Source organism: Microbacterium excoecariae (assembly GCF_011326725.1).
Taxonomy (GTDB): Bacteria; Actinomycetota; Actinomycetes; order Actinomycetales; family Microbacteriaceae; genus Microbacterium; species Microbacterium excoecariae.
The window spans coordinates 1-14037 of the sequence record NZ_JAANCO010000002.1; the positions used below are offsets into that span (position 1 = coordinate 1).

25 protein-coding genes are annotated in these 14037 nt (G+C 67.4%); 24 read left to right on the plus strand and 1 reads right to left on the minus strand.

Annotation, left to right across the window (positions count from 1 at the left end; genetic code table 11):
* Positions 1-11 precede the first annotated feature (11 nt).
* Positions 12-131 carry an elongation factor 1-alpha C-terminal domain-related protein gene (locus G8E01_RS13130; protein ID WP_420826127.1) on the plus strand — a complete coding sequence of 40 codons (120 nt, stop codon included), beginning with the start codon at positions 12-14 and terminating at the stop codon, positions 129-131.
* Between the two features lie 55 nt (positions 132-186).
* Here G8E01_RS13130 and rfbB read toward each other — a convergent pair whose 3' ends face one another.
* Positions 187-1185, minus strand: a complete 999-nt coding sequence (rfbB, locus tag G8E01_RS11135; RefSeq protein ID WP_166319886.1) for a dTDP-glucose 4,6-dehydratase — start codon at positions 1183-1185, stop codon at positions 187-189.
* Positions 1186-1672: 487 nt separating this feature from the next.
* Between rfbB and rpsJ the strand changes: the two genes are divergently transcribed.
* The 23 genes from rpsJ (at position 1673) to map (ending at position 14021) form a co-directional block, all read left to right on the plus strand.
* The gene (gene rpsJ, locus G8E01_RS11140; RefSeq protein WP_110589670.1) at positions 1673-1981 is read left to right on the plus strand and encodes a 30S ribosomal protein S10; all 309 of its coding nucleotides are present in this window, start codon (positions 1673-1675) and stop codon (positions 1979-1981) included.
* An 8-nt stretch (positions 1982-1989) separates the two neighbouring features.
* Positions 1990-2649, plus strand: a complete 660-nt coding sequence (rplC, locus tag G8E01_RS11145) for a 50S ribosomal protein L3 (RefSeq protein WP_166319888.1) — start codon at positions 1990-1992, stop codon at positions 2647-2649.
* A gap of 5 nt (positions 2650-2654) precedes the next feature.
* Positions 2655-3311 (plus strand): 50S ribosomal protein L4, encoded by a 657-nt coding sequence (rplD, locus tag G8E01_RS11150; protein WP_155048175.1) that lies wholly within the window; start codon positions 2655-2657, stop codon positions 3309-3311.
* Positions 3308-3607 (plus strand): 50S ribosomal protein L23, encoded by a 300-nt coding sequence (gene rplW / locus G8E01_RS11155; RefSeq protein WP_155048174.1) that lies wholly within the window; start codon positions 3308-3310, stop codon positions 3605-3607. The genes rplD and rplW overlap by 4 nt, the downstream gene beginning before the upstream one ends.
* A 27-nt stretch (positions 3608-3634) precedes the next feature.
* Entirely contained in the window at positions 3635-4474 is an 840-nt protein-coding gene (rplB, locus tag G8E01_RS11160) for a 50S ribosomal protein L2 (RefSeq protein ID WP_166319890.1), read from the plus strand.
* A 12-nt stretch (positions 4475-4486) separates the two neighbouring features.
* The gene (gene rpsS / locus G8E01_RS11165) at positions 4487-4768 is read left to right on the plus strand and encodes a 30S ribosomal protein S19 (protein WP_166319892.1); all 282 of its coding nucleotides are present in this window, start codon (positions 4487-4489) and stop codon (positions 4766-4768) included.
* A gap of 26 nt (positions 4769-4794) precedes the next feature.
* Entirely contained in the window at positions 4795-5190 is a 396-nt protein-coding gene (gene rplV, locus G8E01_RS11170) for a 50S ribosomal protein L22 (RefSeq protein ID WP_155048172.1), read from the plus strand.
* Positions 5190-5945, plus strand: coding sequence for a 30S ribosomal protein S3 (gene rpsC, locus G8E01_RS11175; RefSeq protein WP_166319894.1), 756 nt, complete (start codon positions 5190-5192; stop codon positions 5943-5945). Before rplV ends, rpsC begins: the two co-directional genes overlap by 1 nt.
* The gene (gene rplP, locus G8E01_RS11180; protein WP_155048170.1) at positions 5945-6364 is read left to right on the plus strand and encodes a 50S ribosomal protein L16; all 420 of its coding nucleotides are present in this window, start codon (positions 5945-5947) and stop codon (positions 6362-6364) included. The genes rpsC and rplP overlap by 1 nt, the downstream gene beginning before the upstream one ends.
* Positions 6364-6672 (plus strand): 50S ribosomal protein L29, encoded by a 309-nt coding sequence (gene rpmC / locus G8E01_RS12990; RefSeq protein WP_155048169.1) that lies wholly within the window; start codon positions 6364-6366, stop codon positions 6670-6672. Before rplP ends, rpmC begins: the two co-directional genes overlap by 1 nt.
* Positions 6672-6959 (plus strand): 30S ribosomal protein S17, encoded by a 288-nt coding sequence (gene rpsQ / locus G8E01_RS11190; RefSeq protein ID WP_155048168.1) that lies wholly within the window; start codon positions 6672-6674, stop codon positions 6957-6959. Before rpmC ends, rpsQ begins: the two co-directional genes overlap by 1 nt.
* Positions 6960-6988: 29 nt before the next feature.
* Positions 6989-7357, plus strand: a complete 369-nt coding sequence (rplN, locus tag G8E01_RS11195; protein WP_166319896.1) for a 50S ribosomal protein L14 — start codon at positions 6989-6991, stop codon at positions 7355-7357.
* A gap of 3 nt (positions 7358-7360) precedes the next feature.
* Entirely contained in the window at positions 7361-7732 is a 372-nt protein-coding gene (gene rplX / locus G8E01_RS11200) for a 50S ribosomal protein L24 (RefSeq protein ID WP_155048167.1), read from the plus strand.
* 10 nt (positions 7733-7742) lie between these two features.
* On the plus strand, positions 7743-8324 hold the full coding sequence (gene rplE, locus G8E01_RS11205; protein WP_155048166.1) for a 50S ribosomal protein L5: 582 nt from the start codon (positions 7743-7745) through the stop codon (positions 8322-8324).
* A 157-nt stretch (positions 8325-8481) separates the two neighbouring features.
* Positions 8482-8880 (plus strand): 30S ribosomal protein S8, encoded by a 399-nt coding sequence (rpsH, locus tag G8E01_RS11210; RefSeq protein ID WP_155048165.1) that lies wholly within the window; start codon positions 8482-8484, stop codon positions 8878-8880.
* 6 nt (positions 8881-8886) lie between these two features.
* On the plus strand, positions 8887-9423 hold the full coding sequence (gene rplF / locus G8E01_RS11215; RefSeq protein WP_166319898.1) for a 50S ribosomal protein L6: 537 nt from the start codon (positions 8887-8889) through the stop codon (positions 9421-9423).
* A 2-nt stretch (positions 9424-9425) separates the two neighbouring features.
* Positions 9426-9785 (plus strand): 50S ribosomal protein L18, encoded by a 360-nt coding sequence (rplR, locus tag G8E01_RS11220; RefSeq protein ID WP_155048163.1) that lies wholly within the window; start codon positions 9426-9428, stop codon positions 9783-9785.
* Complete coding sequence (gene rpsE / locus G8E01_RS11225; protein ID WP_338100813.1) at positions 9782-10477, plus strand: 30S ribosomal protein S5; 696 nt, start codon at positions 9782-9784, stop codon at positions 10475-10477. The genes rplR and rpsE overlap by 4 nt, the downstream gene beginning before the upstream one ends.
* The gene (gene rpmD, locus G8E01_RS11230) at positions 10477-10662 is read left to right on the plus strand and encodes a 50S ribosomal protein L30 (RefSeq protein WP_155048162.1); all 186 of its coding nucleotides are present in this window, start codon (positions 10477-10479) and stop codon (positions 10660-10662) included. Before rpsE ends, rpmD begins: the two co-directional genes overlap by 1 nt.
* Positions 10659-11120: a 50S ribosomal protein L15 gene (rplO, locus tag G8E01_RS11235; RefSeq protein WP_420826128.1), complete on the plus strand. Its 462-nt coding sequence runs from the start codon at positions 10659-10661 to the stop codon at positions 11118-11120. The genes rpmD and rplO overlap by 4 nt, the downstream gene beginning before the upstream one ends.
* 121 nt (positions 11121-11241) lie before the next feature.
* A complete protein-coding gene (secY, locus tag G8E01_RS11240) occupies positions 11242-12564 on the plus strand; it encodes a preprotein translocase subunit SecY (RefSeq protein WP_166319904.1) in 1323 nt (440 codons plus the stop codon).
* On the plus strand, positions 12561-13154 hold the full coding sequence (locus G8E01_RS11245; protein WP_166319906.1) for an adenylate kinase: 594 nt from the start codon (positions 12561-12563) through the stop codon (positions 13152-13154). Before secY ends, G8E01_RS11245 begins: the two co-directional genes overlap by 4 nt.
* Before the next feature lie 9 nt (positions 13155-13163).
* Positions 13164-14021 carry a type I methionyl aminopeptidase gene (gene map / locus G8E01_RS11250; RefSeq protein ID WP_166319908.1) on the plus strand — a complete coding sequence of 286 codons (858 nt, stop codon included), beginning with the start codon at positions 13164-13166 and terminating at the stop codon, positions 14019-14021.
* Positions 14022-14037 lie beyond the last annotated feature (16 nt).

Genomic DNA, 14037 nt, shown 5'->3' on the forward strand with positions numbered 1-14037 from the left:
TGACGTTGCGGATGACGACGCCGTTGGTCGTGGACCCGTATGCGAAGAATCGTGAGACGGGGTCGTTCGTGTTGATCGACGAGGCCACGAACGCGACGGTCGCGGCCTGCACCATCAACAACGCCGAGTAACCGGTGGGAATCGACGCGGCTGGCGCCCCCAGGGGGCGCCAGCCGCGTCGCCGTGTCAGCGCCCTTGGCGGGCGTATCGCTCCTCGGCGGCGAGCTTCGCGTCCCGCCACCACCCCTCGTGGTCGCGGTACCACCGGATCGTCTCGGCGAGGCCGTCCTCGAACGACGTGTGCCGCGGCGCCCACCCGAGCTCGGTTCGGAGGCGTGTCGCGTCGATCGCGTAGCGCAGGTCGTGGCCCGGGCGGTCGGGCACGTGGTCATACGCGTCGCGGGGCTGACCCATGAGCTCGAGGATCGCCTCGACGACCGCGCGGTTGGACCGCTCGCCGTCGGCCCCGATGAGGTAGGTCTCGCCGACCCGTCCGCGCTCGAGGATCGCGCGCACCGCCGAGGAGTGATCGTCGGCGTGGATCCAGTCGCGCACATGCGCGCCGGATCCGTACACGCGGGGCCGCTCTCCGCACAGCACGTTCGTGATCTGGCGGGGGATGAGCTTCTCGACGTGCTGGTAGGGCCCGTAGCTGTTCGAGCAGTTCGAGATCGTGGCGCGGACGCCGTACGAGCGCACCCAGGCGCGCACGAGCAGGTCGCTGGCCGCCTTCGTCGCCGAGTACGGCGAGGACGGGCGGTAGGGCGACGACGGCGTGAAGCGCTCGGTGCCCTCGAGGGGCAGGTCGCCGTAGACCTCGTCGGTGGACACGTGGTGCAGGCGGGTGTCGTGGCGGCGTATCGCCTCGAGCAGGGTGAACGTGCCGACGACGTTGGAGTCGAGGAACGGGCGGGGGTCGTCGAGCGCGTTGTCGTTGTGCGACTCGGCCGCGTAATGCACGACCGCGTCGGCGGCGGCGACGAGCGGATCCACCGTGGCCGGGTCGGCGACGTCGCCGACGACGAGCGAGACGCGCTCGGGCGGCAGGCCCGCCAGGGCCTCGGGCGAGGCGGCGTAGGTGAGCGCGTCCAGGACGGTGACGACCGCATCCGTCTCGGCCATCAGATGGCGCACGAAGCTGGCGCCGAGGAAGCCCGCGCCGCCGGTGACCAGGATCCGCTGCATCGTGTGTCCTCTCCGCCCGGCGTCCGCACGCGCACCTGCCAGAATAGGCGTCCGGGCGCCCCGGCGACGTTCCCGCCCGGAGCTTGCTGTGAGGTTTCTGGCGGACCCCGCGGATCCGCGTGATTCCGGGGCTTGCGGCGCGACACGCCCGGGTTGCGCGTCGGGGTCGACGCCTGGCAGAATAGACCAGTTCCACATTTCGGCGCCCTGCGCTCGCGCACGCGGCCCGAATCACTGCATCGGCAGTGCACAGGCGGCGCCCACGGCGTCTCGGACCTGGGCCGCGGGCAGAGGAACACCTCACACACCTGCATCGCGCGGTTCGCCGCGCGCCTGTGGGCCTGACATGTGAACAAGGCGCATCGCTGCGGGCGGATCCGGTTCGGATCCGCGCGGGAGTCGAGAAGGTGCCGACCCGAAGGGTGTCCGGAGGGTACGTGCGTCCAATGCCCGAGAGGTACGACGCGAAAAGAGAGTGAGCAGACAAATGGCGGGACAGAAGATCCGCATTCGCCTGAAGTCGTATGACCACGAGGTCATCGACACGTCGGCGCGCAAGATCGTCGACACCGTGACCCGCGCGGGCGCGCAGGTCGTGGGCCCGGTGCCCCTCCCGACGGAGAAGAACGTCGTGGCGGTCATCCGTTCGCCCCACAAGTACAAGGACAGCCGCGAGCACTTCGAGAAGCGCACCCACAAGCGCCTCATCGACATCGTTGACCCGACCCCCAAGGCGGTTGACTCGCTCATGCGCCTGGACCTTCCGGCCGACGTCAACATCGAGATCAAGCTCTGAGGTGCGACGTGGCTGACATCAACAACAAGATTTCGAAGGGCATGCTCGGCAAGAAGGTCGGCATGACCCAGGTCTGGAACGAGAGCGGCAAGCTGATCCCCGTCACGGTGATCGAGCTCGCTCCCAACGTGGTGACGCAGGTCCGCACGCCCGAGAAGGACGGCTACAACGCCGTGCAGATCGCGGCGGGCGAGGTCGACCCGCGCAAGGTCACGCAGCCCCTCACCGGCCACTTCGCCGCCGCGGGCGTGACGCCCCGTCGTCAGGTCACCGAGATCCGCACCGCCGACGCCGCGAACTACGAGGCCGGCCAGGAGATCACGGTCGACCAGACGTTCGAGGCGGGCCAGCTCGTCGACGTCGTCGGCACGAGCAAGGGCAAGGGCTTCGCCGGAACGATGAAGCGTCACAACTTCTCCGGCGTTGGCGCCTCGCACGGTGCCCACCGCAACCACCGCAAGCCCGGTTCGATCGGCGCCTCGGCGACGCCGAGCCGCGTCTTCAAGGGCACGCGCATGGCCGGCCGCATGGGCGGCGAGCGCGTGACCGTTCTCAACCTCACGGTGCACGCCGTCGACGCCGAGAAGGGCCTGATGCTCGTCAAGGGCGCGGTCCCCGGTGCGCGCGGCCGCGTCGTGTACGTCCGCAACGCAGTGAAGGGGGCCTGAGGCACATGGCTGACTCGACTCTCGCTCTCGACGTTCTCGGCACCGACGGCAAGAAGACCGGCACGGTCGAGCTTCCCGCTCAGGTGTTCGACGTCAAGACGAACGTTCCGCTGATCCACCAGGTCGTCGTCGCGCAGCTCGCGGCGGCTCGCCAGGGCACGCACTCGACCAAGCGTCGCGGTGAGGTCTCGGGTACCGGCGCCAAGCCGTTCAAGCAGAAGGGCACCGGCCGCTCGCGCCAGGGCTCGATCCGCCAGCCCGAGCACCGCGGTGGTGGCATCGTCCACGGCCCGAAGCCGCGCGACTACTCGCAGCGCACCCCCAAGAAGATGATCGCCGCCGCCCTCGCGGGCGTGCTCAGCGACCGCCTTCGCGGTGAGCGCATCCACGTGGTCGAGTCGTTCGGCGCCGAGGCGCCGTCGACCAAGGCCGCGGCGGGCTTCCTCGCCACGTTCACGTCGCAGAAGAACACGCTCATCGTGCTCGACCGTGACGACGAGGTCGGCTTCCTGAGCGTTCGCAACCTCGCGAACGTCCACGTGATCGCCGCTGACCAGCTCAACGCGTACGACGTCGTCACGAGCGACGACGTTGTCTTCACCCAGGCCGCCATCGACGCGTTCATCGCGATGAAGGCCGGCGCCAAGGAGGTCTCGGCATGACCGCGATCAACAAGGACCCGCGCGAGATCATCTTCGCGCCCGTGGTCTCGGAGAAGAGCTACGGCCTGATCGACGAGGGCAAGTACACGTTCATCGTGGACCCCCGCGCGAACAAGACCGAGATCAAGCTCGCGATCGAGAAGATCTTCGGTGTGAAGGTCGCCTCGGTGAACACCCTGAACCGTCAGGGCAAGTCCCGCCGTACCCGCTTCGGCACCGGCAAGCGCAAGGACACCAAGCGCGCCATCGTGACGCTGAAGTCGGGCACCATCGACATCTTCACGGCTGTCGCCTGATAGCTGGGAAGGATTAGAGGAACGAATATGGCTATTCGCAACTACAAGCCCACGACTCCCGGTCGCCGCGGCTCGTCGGTGGCCGACTTCGCCGAGATCACGCGCTCGACGCCCGAGAAGTCGCTGCTTCGCCCGCTCTCCAAGACGGGTGGCCGCAACAACCAGGGCCGCATCACGACGCGTCACATCGGCGGTGGCCACAAGCGCCAGTACCGCGTGATCGACTTCCGTCGCGCCGACAAGGACGGCATCGACGCGAAGGTCGCTCACATCGAGTACGACCCGAACCGCACGGCGCGCATCGCGCTGCTGCACTTCTTCGATGGCACCAAGCGCTACATCCTCGCTCCGGCGAAGCTGAAGCAGGGCGACATCGTCGAGTCGGGTCCCGGCGCGGACATCAAGCCCGGCAACAACCTCCCGCTGCGCAACATCCCCACGGGTACGGTCATCCACAACATCGAGCTCCGCCCCGGTGGCGGCGCGAAGATCGCGCGTTCGGCCGGCGCCTCGGTGCGTCTCGTCGCCAAGGACGGCCCCTACGCGCAGCTCCGCCTGCCGTCGGGCGAGGTCCGCAACGTCGACGCGCGCTGCCGCGCGACGATCGGCGAGGTCGGCAACGCCGAGCAGTCGAACATCAACTGGGGTAAGGCCGGCCGCATGCGGTGGAAGGGCGTCCGCCCGACCGTCCGTGGTGTCGTCATGAACCCGGTCGACCACCCCCACGGTGGTGGTGAGGGTCGCACCTCTGGTGGTCGTAACCCCGTGACCCCGTGGGGTCAGCCGGAGGGTCGTACCCGCCACGCCAACAAGGAAAGCGACAAGTACATCGTGCGTCGTCGCACCGCGGGCAAGAAGCGTAAGTAGGAGTTTGGGAAGATGCCACGCAGTCTGAAGAAGGGCCCCTTCGTCGACGAGCACCTGCTTCGCAAGGTTGTCTCGCAGAACGAGGCGGGGTCGAAGAACGTGATCAAGACCTGGTCGCGCCGCTCCATGATCGTCCCGGCCATGCTCGGCCACACGATCGCTGTCCACGACGGTCGCAAGCACATCCCTGTGTTCGTGTCCGAGTCGATGGTCGGCCACAAGCTGGGCGAGTTCGCGCCCACCCGTACCTTCCGCGGTCACGTGAAGGATGACAAGAAGGGCCGTCGCCGCTGACGCGGCGACTCGAGGAGGAGAGAGAAATGGTGGAGTCCATCGCACGCGTGCGACACATCCGCGTGACCCCTCAGAAGGCTCGTCGTGTCGTCGCGCTCATCAAGGGCAAGCAGGCCGATGAGGCCCTCGCGATCCTGAAGTTCGCCGCACAGGGCGCTTCGGAGCCCGTGTACAAGCTCGTGGAGTCGGCCAAGGCCAACGCACAGGTGAAGGCCGACGCCGCCGGCGAGTACCTCAACGAGCAGGATCTGTTCGTCAAGAACGCCTTTGTGGACGAGGGAACGACGCTCAAGCGTTTCCGCCCCCGTGCCCAGGGTCGCGCCGACCAGATCAAGAAGCGCACGAGCCACATCACGGTCGTGCTCTCGACGCCCGAGGTCGCCGATGCGGCCCAGGGCAGCAAGCAGAAGGCGAGCAAGTAATGGGACAGAAGATCAACCCTTACGGCTTCCGCCTCGGCATCACGACGGACCACACGTCCCGTTGGTTCGCTGACTCGACGAAGCCGGGCCAGCGGTACGCCGACTACGTTGCTGAGGACATCAAGATCCGTCAGCTTCTGCAGAAGAACCTCGACCGTGCCGGTGTGAGCCGTATCGACCTCGAGCGCACGCGTGACCGCGTTCGTGTCGACATCCACACCGCCCGTCCCGGCATCGTCATCGGTCGCCGCGGCGCGGAGGCCGAGCGGATCCGCACGGAGCTCGAGAAGCTCACGAGCAAGCAGATCCAGCTGAACATCCTCGAGGTCAAGAACCCCGAGGCTGACGCTCAGCTCGTCGCCCAGGGCGTCGCCGAGCAGCTCGCTGCGCGCGTGGCGTTCCGCCGCGCGATGCGCAAGGGGCTGCAGGGCGCCATGCGCGCCGGCGCCAAGGGCGTTCGGATTCAGGTCTCGGGCCGCCTCGGCGGCGCCGAGATGAGCCGCACGGAGTTCTACCGCGAGGGTCGTGTGCCGCTGCACACGCTGCGCGCGAACATCGACTACGGCTTCTACGAGGCGAAGACCACCTTCGGTCGTATCGGCGTGAAGGTCTGGGTCTACAAGGGCGACCTCACGAACAAGGAACTCGCTCGCGAGGAGGCTTCGAAGAAGCCGGCGCGCGACCGTGGTGGCCGTCGTGGGCCGCGTCGTAACGACGCCGCCGAGAAGAAGGCCCCGGAAGGAGCAACGGCGTAATGCTGATCCCCCGCAAGGTCAAGTACCGCAAGCAGCACCACCCCAAGCGCAGCGGCCAGGCGACGGGCGGCACCAAGGTGTCGTTCGGCGAGTACGGCATCCAGGCCCTGACCCCCGCTTACGTGACGAACCGTCAGATCGAGGCAGCTCGTATCGCGATGACGCGTCACATCAAGCGTGGCGGCAAGGTGTGGATCAACGTCTACCCCGACCGTCCGCTCACGAAGAAGCCCGCCGAAGTCCGCATGGGTTCGGGTAAGGGTTCGCCGGAGTGGTGGGTCTCTAACGTCAAGCCGGGCCGTGTCCTCTTCGAGGTCGCGGGCGTCAGCGAGGAGCTCGCCAAGGGCGCGCTCACCCGGGCAATGCACAAGCTGCCGCTCAAGGCACGCATCATCAAGCGCGAGGAGGGCGACGCGTAATGGCGATCGGCACCAAGGAGCTCGCCACGACCGAGCTCGACACGTTCGAAGACCAGCGCCTCGTCGAGGAGCTGCGTAAGGCCAAGGAAGAGCTGTTCAACCTGCGCTTCCAGTCGGCCACCGGCCAGCTGGAGAGCCACGGTCGCATCCGCGCCGTGAAGCGCGACATTGCGCGTCTCTACACCGTGATCCGCGAGCGCGAGCTCGGGATCCGCGCCACGCCGGAGCCCGCGGCCCCGAAGAAGGCCAAGAAGAGCAAGGCGAAGGGCGCCGACGAGTCGGCTCCCGCCGAGGGAGAGGCTGAGTGATGGCCACCGACAAGAAGGCTGAGGAGACCGCCGTCGAGCGCGGTTACCGCAAGTCCGCTCGCGGCTATGTCGTGAGCGACAAGATGGACAAGACGATCGTCGTCGAGGTCGAGGACCGCGTAAAGCACCCCCTCTACGGCAAGGTCATCCGTCGCACGAAGAAGCTCAAGGCGCACGACGAGCAGAACACCGCCGGCATCGGCGACCTCGTCGTGATCAACGAGACCCGTCCGCTGAGCGCCTCCAAGCGCTGGCGCCTGGTCGAGATCGTCGAAAAGGCCAAGTAAGCCCTCGGGCTCGCTTGAAGGAGTAACCAGTGATTCAGAACGAATCTCGCCTCAAGGTCGCCGACAACACCGGCGCGAAGGAGCTGCTCACGATTCGCGTGCTCGGTGGGTCGAACCGCCGCTACGCGGGCGTGGGTGACACCATCGTCGCCACCGTCAAGGACGCGATCCCCGGCGGCAACGTGAAGAAGGGCGACGTCGTCAAGGCGGTCGTCGTCCGCACCGTGAAGCAGACGCGCCGCGCTGACGGCTCGTACATCAAGTTCGACGAGAACGCCGCCGTGATCCTGAAGAACGACGGGGAGCCCCGCGGCACCCGTATCTTCGGCCCGGTCGGTCGTGAGCTTCGTGACCGCAAGTTCATGAAGATCGTCTCGCTCGCCCCGGAGGTGCTGTAAGCCATGGCCAAGATCAAGAAGGGCGACCTCGTCCAGGTGATCACCGGCGCCACGCAGGAGCGCGGCGGCGACCGCGGCAAGCAGGGCACGGTGCTCGAGGTTCTCGGGAACCGCGTCATCGTCGAGGGCGTCAACTACATCACCAAGCACAACCGCGTCGGTCAGACGCAGCGCGGCACCAAGACGGGTGGCATCGAGACCTTCGAGGCTCCGATCCACGTGTCGAACGTCGCGATCGTCGACCCCGAGACCAAGAAGCCGACCCGCGTGGGATACCGCGTGGAGGAGCAGGTCAAGGACGGCGTCAAGAAGACCGTGCGCGTTCGCGTCGCCAAGGGTTCGGGCACGGACATCCCCGACCCCAAGGGAAAGTAAGGGTTAGCACATGAGCACGGACACCGCCGCGCAGGCTGGCAAAATCCAGCCGCGCCTGAAGCAGGTCTACCGCAAGGAGATCCGCCAGAAGCTGCAGGATGAGTTCGGCTACGAGAACGTCATGCAGGTCCCGGGCCTGGTCAAGGTCGTCGTGAACACCGGTGTCGGCGAGGCAGCTCGCGACAGCAAGGTGATCGACGGCGCCGTGGCCGACCTGACGGCCATCACGGGTCAGAAGCCCGTCGTGACCAAGGCCAAGAAGTCGATCGCGCAGTTCAAGCTGCGCGAGGGCCAGGCGATCGGCGCGCACGTCACGCTTCGTGGCGACCGCGCGTGGGAGTTCCTGGACCGCCTGATCTCCCTGGCGCTGCCCCGTATCCGCGACTTCCGCGGTCTGTCGCCGAAGCAGTTCGACGGCAACGGCAACTACACCTTCGGTGTGACGGAGCAGTCGATCTTCCACGAGATCAACCAGGACAAGATCGACCGCGTTCGCGGCTTCGACATCACGGTCGTCACGACCGCGAAGACCGACGACGAGGGCCGGGCGCTGCTGACGCACTTCGGCTTCCCGTTCGTCAAGAACTCCTGATTCGGTCCCGCCGAAACAGGTAAAACGCTGAGGATGCCGGATCCGGTTTGGCCGGGTCCGGCATCCTGGCGGACAATCGAATATTGGCTATCCACGTCGTGGAAGGTCGTCTGTCGTGTAACGGCAGCCGAAACCTCATGAACAAAGGACATTTCATATGACCATGACAGACCCGGTCGCAGACATGCTGACCCGTCTGCGCAACGCGAACTCGGCGCACCACGACCAGGTGTCGCTGCCGTCGAGCAAGCTCAAGACGCACATCGCGGACATCCTCCAGCAGGAGGGTTACATCACGGGTTGGGAGGAGTCGGACGCTCGCGTCGGCAAGACCCTCACGCTCACCCTCAAGTACGGCGCCAACCGTGAGCGCTCGATCGCGGGCATCAAGCGCGTGTCGAAGCCCGGCCTGCGCGTCTACGCCAAGTCGAACGAGCTCCCCAAGGTGCTCGGCGGCCTCGGCGTTGCCATCCTGTCCACCTCCAGCGGCCTCCTGACGGACCGCCAGGCCGAGCAGAAGGGCGTGGGCGGAGAAGTTCTCGCCTACGTGTGGTGATCGACAATGTCGCGTATTGGACGTCTTCCCATTGACATTCCCGCCGGCGTCGAAGTGAAGATCGACGGCCAGTCGGTTGCGGTCAAGGGCCCCAAGGGCGAGTTCGCCCTCGAGGTCGCTGAGCCCATCCAGGCCAAGATCGAGGAGAACCAGGTTCTCGTCACCCGTCCCGACGACGAGCGCGAGTCGCGTGCCCTGCACGGCCTGACCCGCACGCTCATCAACAACAGCATCATCGGCGTGACGCAGGGCTACTCGAAGTCCCTCGAGATCGTGGGCACGGGTTACCGCGTCCAGCAGAAGGGCTCGAACCTCGAGCTCGCGCTCGGCTTCTCGCACCCCGTCGTGATCGAGCCCCCCGCAGGCATCACCTTCGCGGTCGAGGGCAACACGAGGATCACGGTCAGCGGCATCTCCAAGCAGGCCGTGGGCGAGTGCGCCGCCAACATCCGCAAGATCCGCAAGCCCGAGCCGTACAAGGGCAAGGGTGTGCGCTACGCCGGCGAGCAGGTCCGCCGCAAGGCCGGAAAGGCTGGTAAGTAATCATGGCTGTGAAGTCGAAGTCCGCCGCGCGTTCGCGCCGCCACACTCGCCTTCGCAAGAAGGTCGTGGGCACCGCAGAGCGTCCGCGTCTCGTCGTGACGCGCTCCGCCCGCCACGTCTTCGTGCAGATCGTCGACGACGCGCAGGGTCACACGCTGGCCTCCGCGTCGACGCTCGAGACCGAGCTGCGCTCGGCCGAGTCCGACAAGACCGCTAAGGCCCGCAAGGTCGGCGAGCTTCTCGCCGAGCGCGCGAAGGCCGCTGGCATCGAGGCCGTCGTGTTCGACCGCGGCGGTAACCGCTACGCCGGTCGCGTCGCCGCGATCGCCGAGGGCGCCCGCGAAGGAGGGCTGAGCCTGTGAGTGACAACAAGGAGACCGAAGTGACCACCGAAGCCGGTCAGGCTGCGCCCGAGCAGGCGCAGGCCGAGCAGCGCCAGGAGCGTCGCGGCAACGACCGCGGCGGCCGGGGTGGCCGCGGCGACCGTCGGGGCAACGACCGTAACAACGGTCGGGGCAACGACAGCCAGTTCCTCGAGCGCGTCGTCACGATCAACCGCGTGTCGAAGGTCGTCAAGGGTGGTCGTCGCTTCAGCTTCACGGCGCTCGTCGTCGTGGGTGACGGCAACGGCCTCGTGGGCGTCGGCTACGGCAAGGCGCGCGAGGTTCCGCTCGCGATCTCGAAGGGCGTCGAGGAGGCGAAGCGCAACTTCTTCCGCGTTCCGCGCTCGGGCCAGTCGATCCCGCACCCCGTCCAGGGCGAGGCCGCTGCCGGTGTCGTCATGCTGCGTCCGGCCTCGGCCGGTACCGGTGTGATCGCCGGTGGTCCCGTCCGCGCCGTCCTCGAGTGCGCCGGTATTCACGATGTGCTCTCGAAGTCGCTCGGTTCGTCGAACACGATCAACATCGTGCACGCGACGGTCGCGGCCCTGAAGCAGCTCGAGGAGCCGCGTGCGGTCGCCGCGCGCCGTGGCCTCGACTTCGACCAGGTCGCGCCCGCCCGTCTCGTCCGTGCGGAGGCCGAGGCCGCCGCTGCTGCGAAGGTAGGTGCCTGATGGCCGCGCGTCTGAAGGTTACGCAGATCAAGTCCAAGGTGAGCGAGAAGCAGAACCAGCGTCACACGCTGCGCAGCCTCGGTCTCAAGCGCATCGGCGACCAGGTGGTTCGCCCCGATGACGCGCAGACCCGCGGCTACGTCCGTGCGGTCGCTCACCTCGTCAAGGTTGAGGAGATCGACTGATGGCTGAGAACAACGAGCGCCCCGGCGTGCTCAAGGCTCACCACCTCCGTCCCGTCCCCGGGGCCAACACGGCGAAGACCCGCAAGGGCCGCGGTGAGGGTTCGAAGGGTAAGACGGCCGGTCGTGGCACGAAGGGCACGCGGGCGCGTAACACCGTGCGCGTGGGCTTCGAGGGTGGCCAGATGCCGCTGCACATGCGTACGCCGAAGCTGCGCGGCTTCAAGAACCCGTTCCGCACCGAGTACCAGGTCGTGAACCTGGACAAGCTCGCTGAGGTCTTCCCCGAGGGTGGCGACATCACCGTCGCCGACCTCGTGAACAAGGGCCTCGTGCGCAAGAACCAGCTCGTCAAGGTTCTGGGCGACGGCGAGATCGCCGTCGCGCTGAACGTCGCGGTCGACAAGGTGTCGGCGTCGGCGAAGGCCAAGATCGAGGCCGCGGGCGGTTCGATCAAGTAACGCACCCCTGGTGCGTCATACCGGTAGGGCCGGGAGCGACAAGCTCCCGGCCCTTTTCCGTTAGTCTGGTGGCTGGTGTGCGCTCTCCGCGCGCGCACCGTCCGTTCTGGGAGGCAGTTTCTTGTTCAGCGCCATCGCGCGGATCTTCCGCACACCCGACCTCCGTCGGAAGATCGGCTTCACGCTCGGCATCATCGCCATTTATCGGTTCGGCGCGCACGTGCCGGCGCCGTTCATCAGCTACCCCAACGTGCAGAGCTGTCTCGACCAGACGGCCGGCGCGGGCGGCCTGCTCTCCCTCGTGAACCTCTTCTCCGGCGGCGCGCTCCTGCAGCTGTCGATCTTCGCGCTCGGCGTCATGCCGTACATCACGGCCACCATCATCACGCAGCTGCTGCGCGTCGTGATCCCGCACTTCGAGACGCTCCACAAGGAGGGCCAGGCGGGCCAGGCGAAGCTCACCCAGTACACGCGCTACCTGACGATCGCGCTCGCGCTCCTGCAGTCGACGACGCTCGTGACGGTGGCGCGCTCGGGGCAGCTGTTCGGCGTGACCGACATCGCGGAGTGCAACAACCTCCTGACGAACACCAGCTGGTTCACCCAGGCGATGATCATCATCACGCTGACCGCCGGTACGGGCCTCGTCATGTGGATGGCTGAGCTCGTCACGGAGCGTGGCATCGGCAACGGGATGTCGCTGCTCATCTTCACGTCGATCGCGGCGACCTTCCCCGGCGCCCTCGGCGCGATCTGGGCCGCGCGCGGCTTCGAGATCTTCCTCCTCGTGCTCGCGATCGGCATCGTCATCGTCGCGCTGGTCGTGTTCGTCGAGCAGTCCCAGCGCCGGATCCCCGTGCAGTACGCCAAGCGTATGGTCGGGCGCCGCACCTACGGCGGGACGAACACGTACATCCCCATCAAGGTGAACATGGCGGGCGTGGTTCCCGTGATCTTCGCGTCGTCGCTGCTGTACATTCCGGCGCTCATCGCCCAGTTCAACACCCCGACCGACGGATCCGCTCCGCCCGAGTGGGTCACGTGGATCGGCCAGTACTTCACGACGGGCGACCACCCCCTCTACATGGCGGTGTACTTCCTTCTCATCGTCGGCTTCACCTACTTCTACGTCGCCATCACCTTCAACCCGGTCGACGTCGCGGACAACATGAAGAAGTACGGCGGCTTCATCCCCGGCGTGCGCGCGGGGCGCCCGACGGCGGAGTACCTCGACTTCGTGCTCACGCGCATCACGTTCCCGGGGTCGATCTACCTCGGCCTCATCGCGCTCATCCCGCTCATCGCGCTGGCCACGGTGCAGGCCAACCAGAACTTCCCGTTCGGCGGCGCGTCGATCCTCATCATCGTGGGTGTGGGGCTCGAGACCGTCAAGCAGATCGACGCGCAGCTGCAGCAGCGCCACTACGAAGGGCTCCTCCGATGACCACCAGGCTCCTGATCGTCGGCCCGCAGGGTTCGGGCAAGGGCACGCAGGGCGTGCGCATCGCGGAGGCCTTCGGGATCCCCGTCGTCTCGACGGGCGACATCTTCCGCGCGAACATCGCGGGCGGCACGGAGCTCGGCAAGAAGGTCCAGGCGATCACCGACAACGGCGACCTGGTGCCGGACGAGGTCACGAGCGAGATCGTGCGCGATCGCCTCGCGCAGGACGACGCGGCGGGCGGGTTCCTTCTCGACGGCTACCCCCGCAACCGTGCGCAGGTCGCGCACCTCGACGAGTTCCTCGCGGGGCGGGGCGAGGCGCTCGACGCCGTGATCCTCCTGGACGTCCCGCGCGAGGAGTCGATCTCGCGCATCGTGCAGCGCGCGAGTGAGCAGGGCCGCACGGACGACACGGAGGAGGCCGTCGCGCGCCGCCTGGCGATCTACGAGAGCGAGACCGCGCCGATCGTCGACACGTATGCCGAGCGCGGGATCGTCGACCGCATCGACGGCGTCGGGTCCCTCGACGAGATCACGGCGCGCGTGTTCGCCGCGCTCGAGGCCCGCGGCCTCGTCCGCGCCGCGGCCTAAGGCCTTCCTGTGCGCCCCTTCCGTCGGTCGATCTACAAGAAGCCCGAGCAGCTGCGCGGCATGCGCGAGCCGGGGCGGATCACCGCCGAGGCGCTCGACGCCGTGGCCGCGGCGATCCGCCCGGGCATCACGACCCTCGAGCTCGATCGCATCGCGGAGTCCGTGATCGTCGCGCAGGGAGCGCACTCGAACTTCCAGCTTGTCCCGGGGTATCGCCACACCGTGTGCGTGTCCGTGAACGAGCAGGTCGTGCACGGGATCCCGGGCGAGCGCGTGCTGGAGGCGGGCGACATCGTCTCCGTCGACTGCGGCGCCGAGACCGACGCGGGCTGGAACGGCGATTCCGCGCGCACCTTCATTGTGCCGGGGGAGGGGCAGGATCCGGAGCTTGTCCGTCAGCGCGAGGAGCTGAGCGACGTGACCCGCGGATCCATGTGGGCCGGCATCGCGGCGCTCGCCTCCGCGCAGCACCTCGGCCAGGTCGGCGCCGTGATCGAGGACTACATCGAGTCGAATCCGCTGCCGTCGACGGGGCAGCCCGCCGGGATCCTCCGCGACTACGTCGGCCATGGCATCGGCCGCCGGATGCACGAGGATCCGACGCTCTTCCACTACGCCACGCCGGGTCGCGGCGCGGAGATCAAGCCGGGCCTGTGCCTGTGCGTCGAGCCGATGATGACGGCGGGGGGCGAAGACGTCTTCGTCGAGGACGACGACTGGACGATCACAACTCTCGATGGATCCAGCGGTGCCCATTGGGAACACAGCGTCGCCGTGCATGCTGGGGGCATCTGGGTGCTCACGGCCGCCGACGGCGGCGCCGCAGGCCTCGCTGACTTCGGCGTGACCCCCACCCCGATCCCCTAACGGCACCCGGAGAAGA

Coding starts and splice junctions, on each gene's coding strand:
- G8E01_RS13130 (WP_420826127.1), top strand. CDS start 12: ATGACGACGCCGTTGGTCGTGGACCCGTATGCGAAGAATCGTGAGACG.
- rfbB (WP_166319886.1), bottom strand. CDS start 1,185: ATGCAGCGGATCCTGGTCACCGGCGGCGCGGGCTTCCTCGGCGCCAGC.
- rpsS (WP_166319892.1), top strand. CDS start 4,487: ATGCCACGCAGTCTGAAGAAGGGCCCCTTCGTCGACGAGCACCTGCTT.
- rplX (WP_155048167.1), top strand. CDS start 7,361: ATGGCCAAGATCAAGAAGGGCGACCTCGTCCAGGTGATCACCGGCGCC.
- rpsC (WP_166319894.1), top strand. CDS start 5,190: ATGGGACAGAAGATCAACCCTTACGGCTTCCGCCTCGGCATCACGACG.
- rplW (WP_155048174.1), top strand. CDS start 3,308: ATGACCGCGATCAACAAGGACCCGCGCGAGATCATCTTCGCGCCCGTG.
- rplV (WP_155048172.1), top strand. CDS start 4,795: ATGGTGGAGTCCATCGCACGCGTGCGACACATCCGCGTGACCCCTCAG.
- rplD (WP_155048175.1), top strand. CDS start 2,655: ATGGCTGACTCGACTCTCGCTCTCGACGTTCTCGGCACCGACGGCAAG.
- rpsJ (WP_110589670.1), top strand. CDS start 1,673: ATGGCGGGACAGAAGATCCGCATTCGCCTGAAGTCGTATGACCACGAG.
- rplE (WP_155048166.1), top strand. CDS start 7,743: ATGAGCACGGACACCGCCGCGCAGGCTGGCAAAATCCAGCCGCGCCTG.
- rplP (WP_155048170.1), top strand. CDS start 5,945: ATGCTGATCCCCCGCAAGGTCAAGTACCGCAAGCAGCACCACCCCAAG.
- rpsH (WP_155048165.1), top strand. CDS start 8,482: ATGACCATGACAGACCCGGTCGCAGACATGCTGACCCGTCTGCGCAAC.
- rplF (WP_166319898.1), top strand. CDS start 8,887: ATGTCGCGTATTGGACGTCTTCCCATTGACATTCCCGCCGGCGTCGAA.
- rplR (WP_155048163.1), top strand. CDS start 9,426: ATGGCTGTGAAGTCGAAGTCCGCCGCGCGTTCGCGCCGCCACACTCGC.
- G8E01_RS11245 (WP_166319906.1), top strand. CDS start 12,561: ATGACCACCAGGCTCCTGATCGTCGGCCCGCAGGGTTCGGGCAAGGGC.
- rpsQ (WP_155048168.1), top strand. CDS start 6,672: ATGGCCACCGACAAGAAGGCTGAGGAGACCGCCGTCGAGCGCGGTTAC.
- rplB (WP_166319890.1), top strand. CDS start 3,635: ATGGCTATTCGCAACTACAAGCCCACGACTCCCGGTCGCCGCGGCTCG.
- rpmC (WP_155048169.1), top strand. CDS start 6,364: ATGGCGATCGGCACCAAGGAGCTCGCCACGACCGAGCTCGACACGTTC.
- rpmD (WP_155048162.1), top strand. CDS start 10,477: ATGGCCGCGCGTCTGAAGGTTACGCAGATCAAGTCCAAGGTGAGCGAG.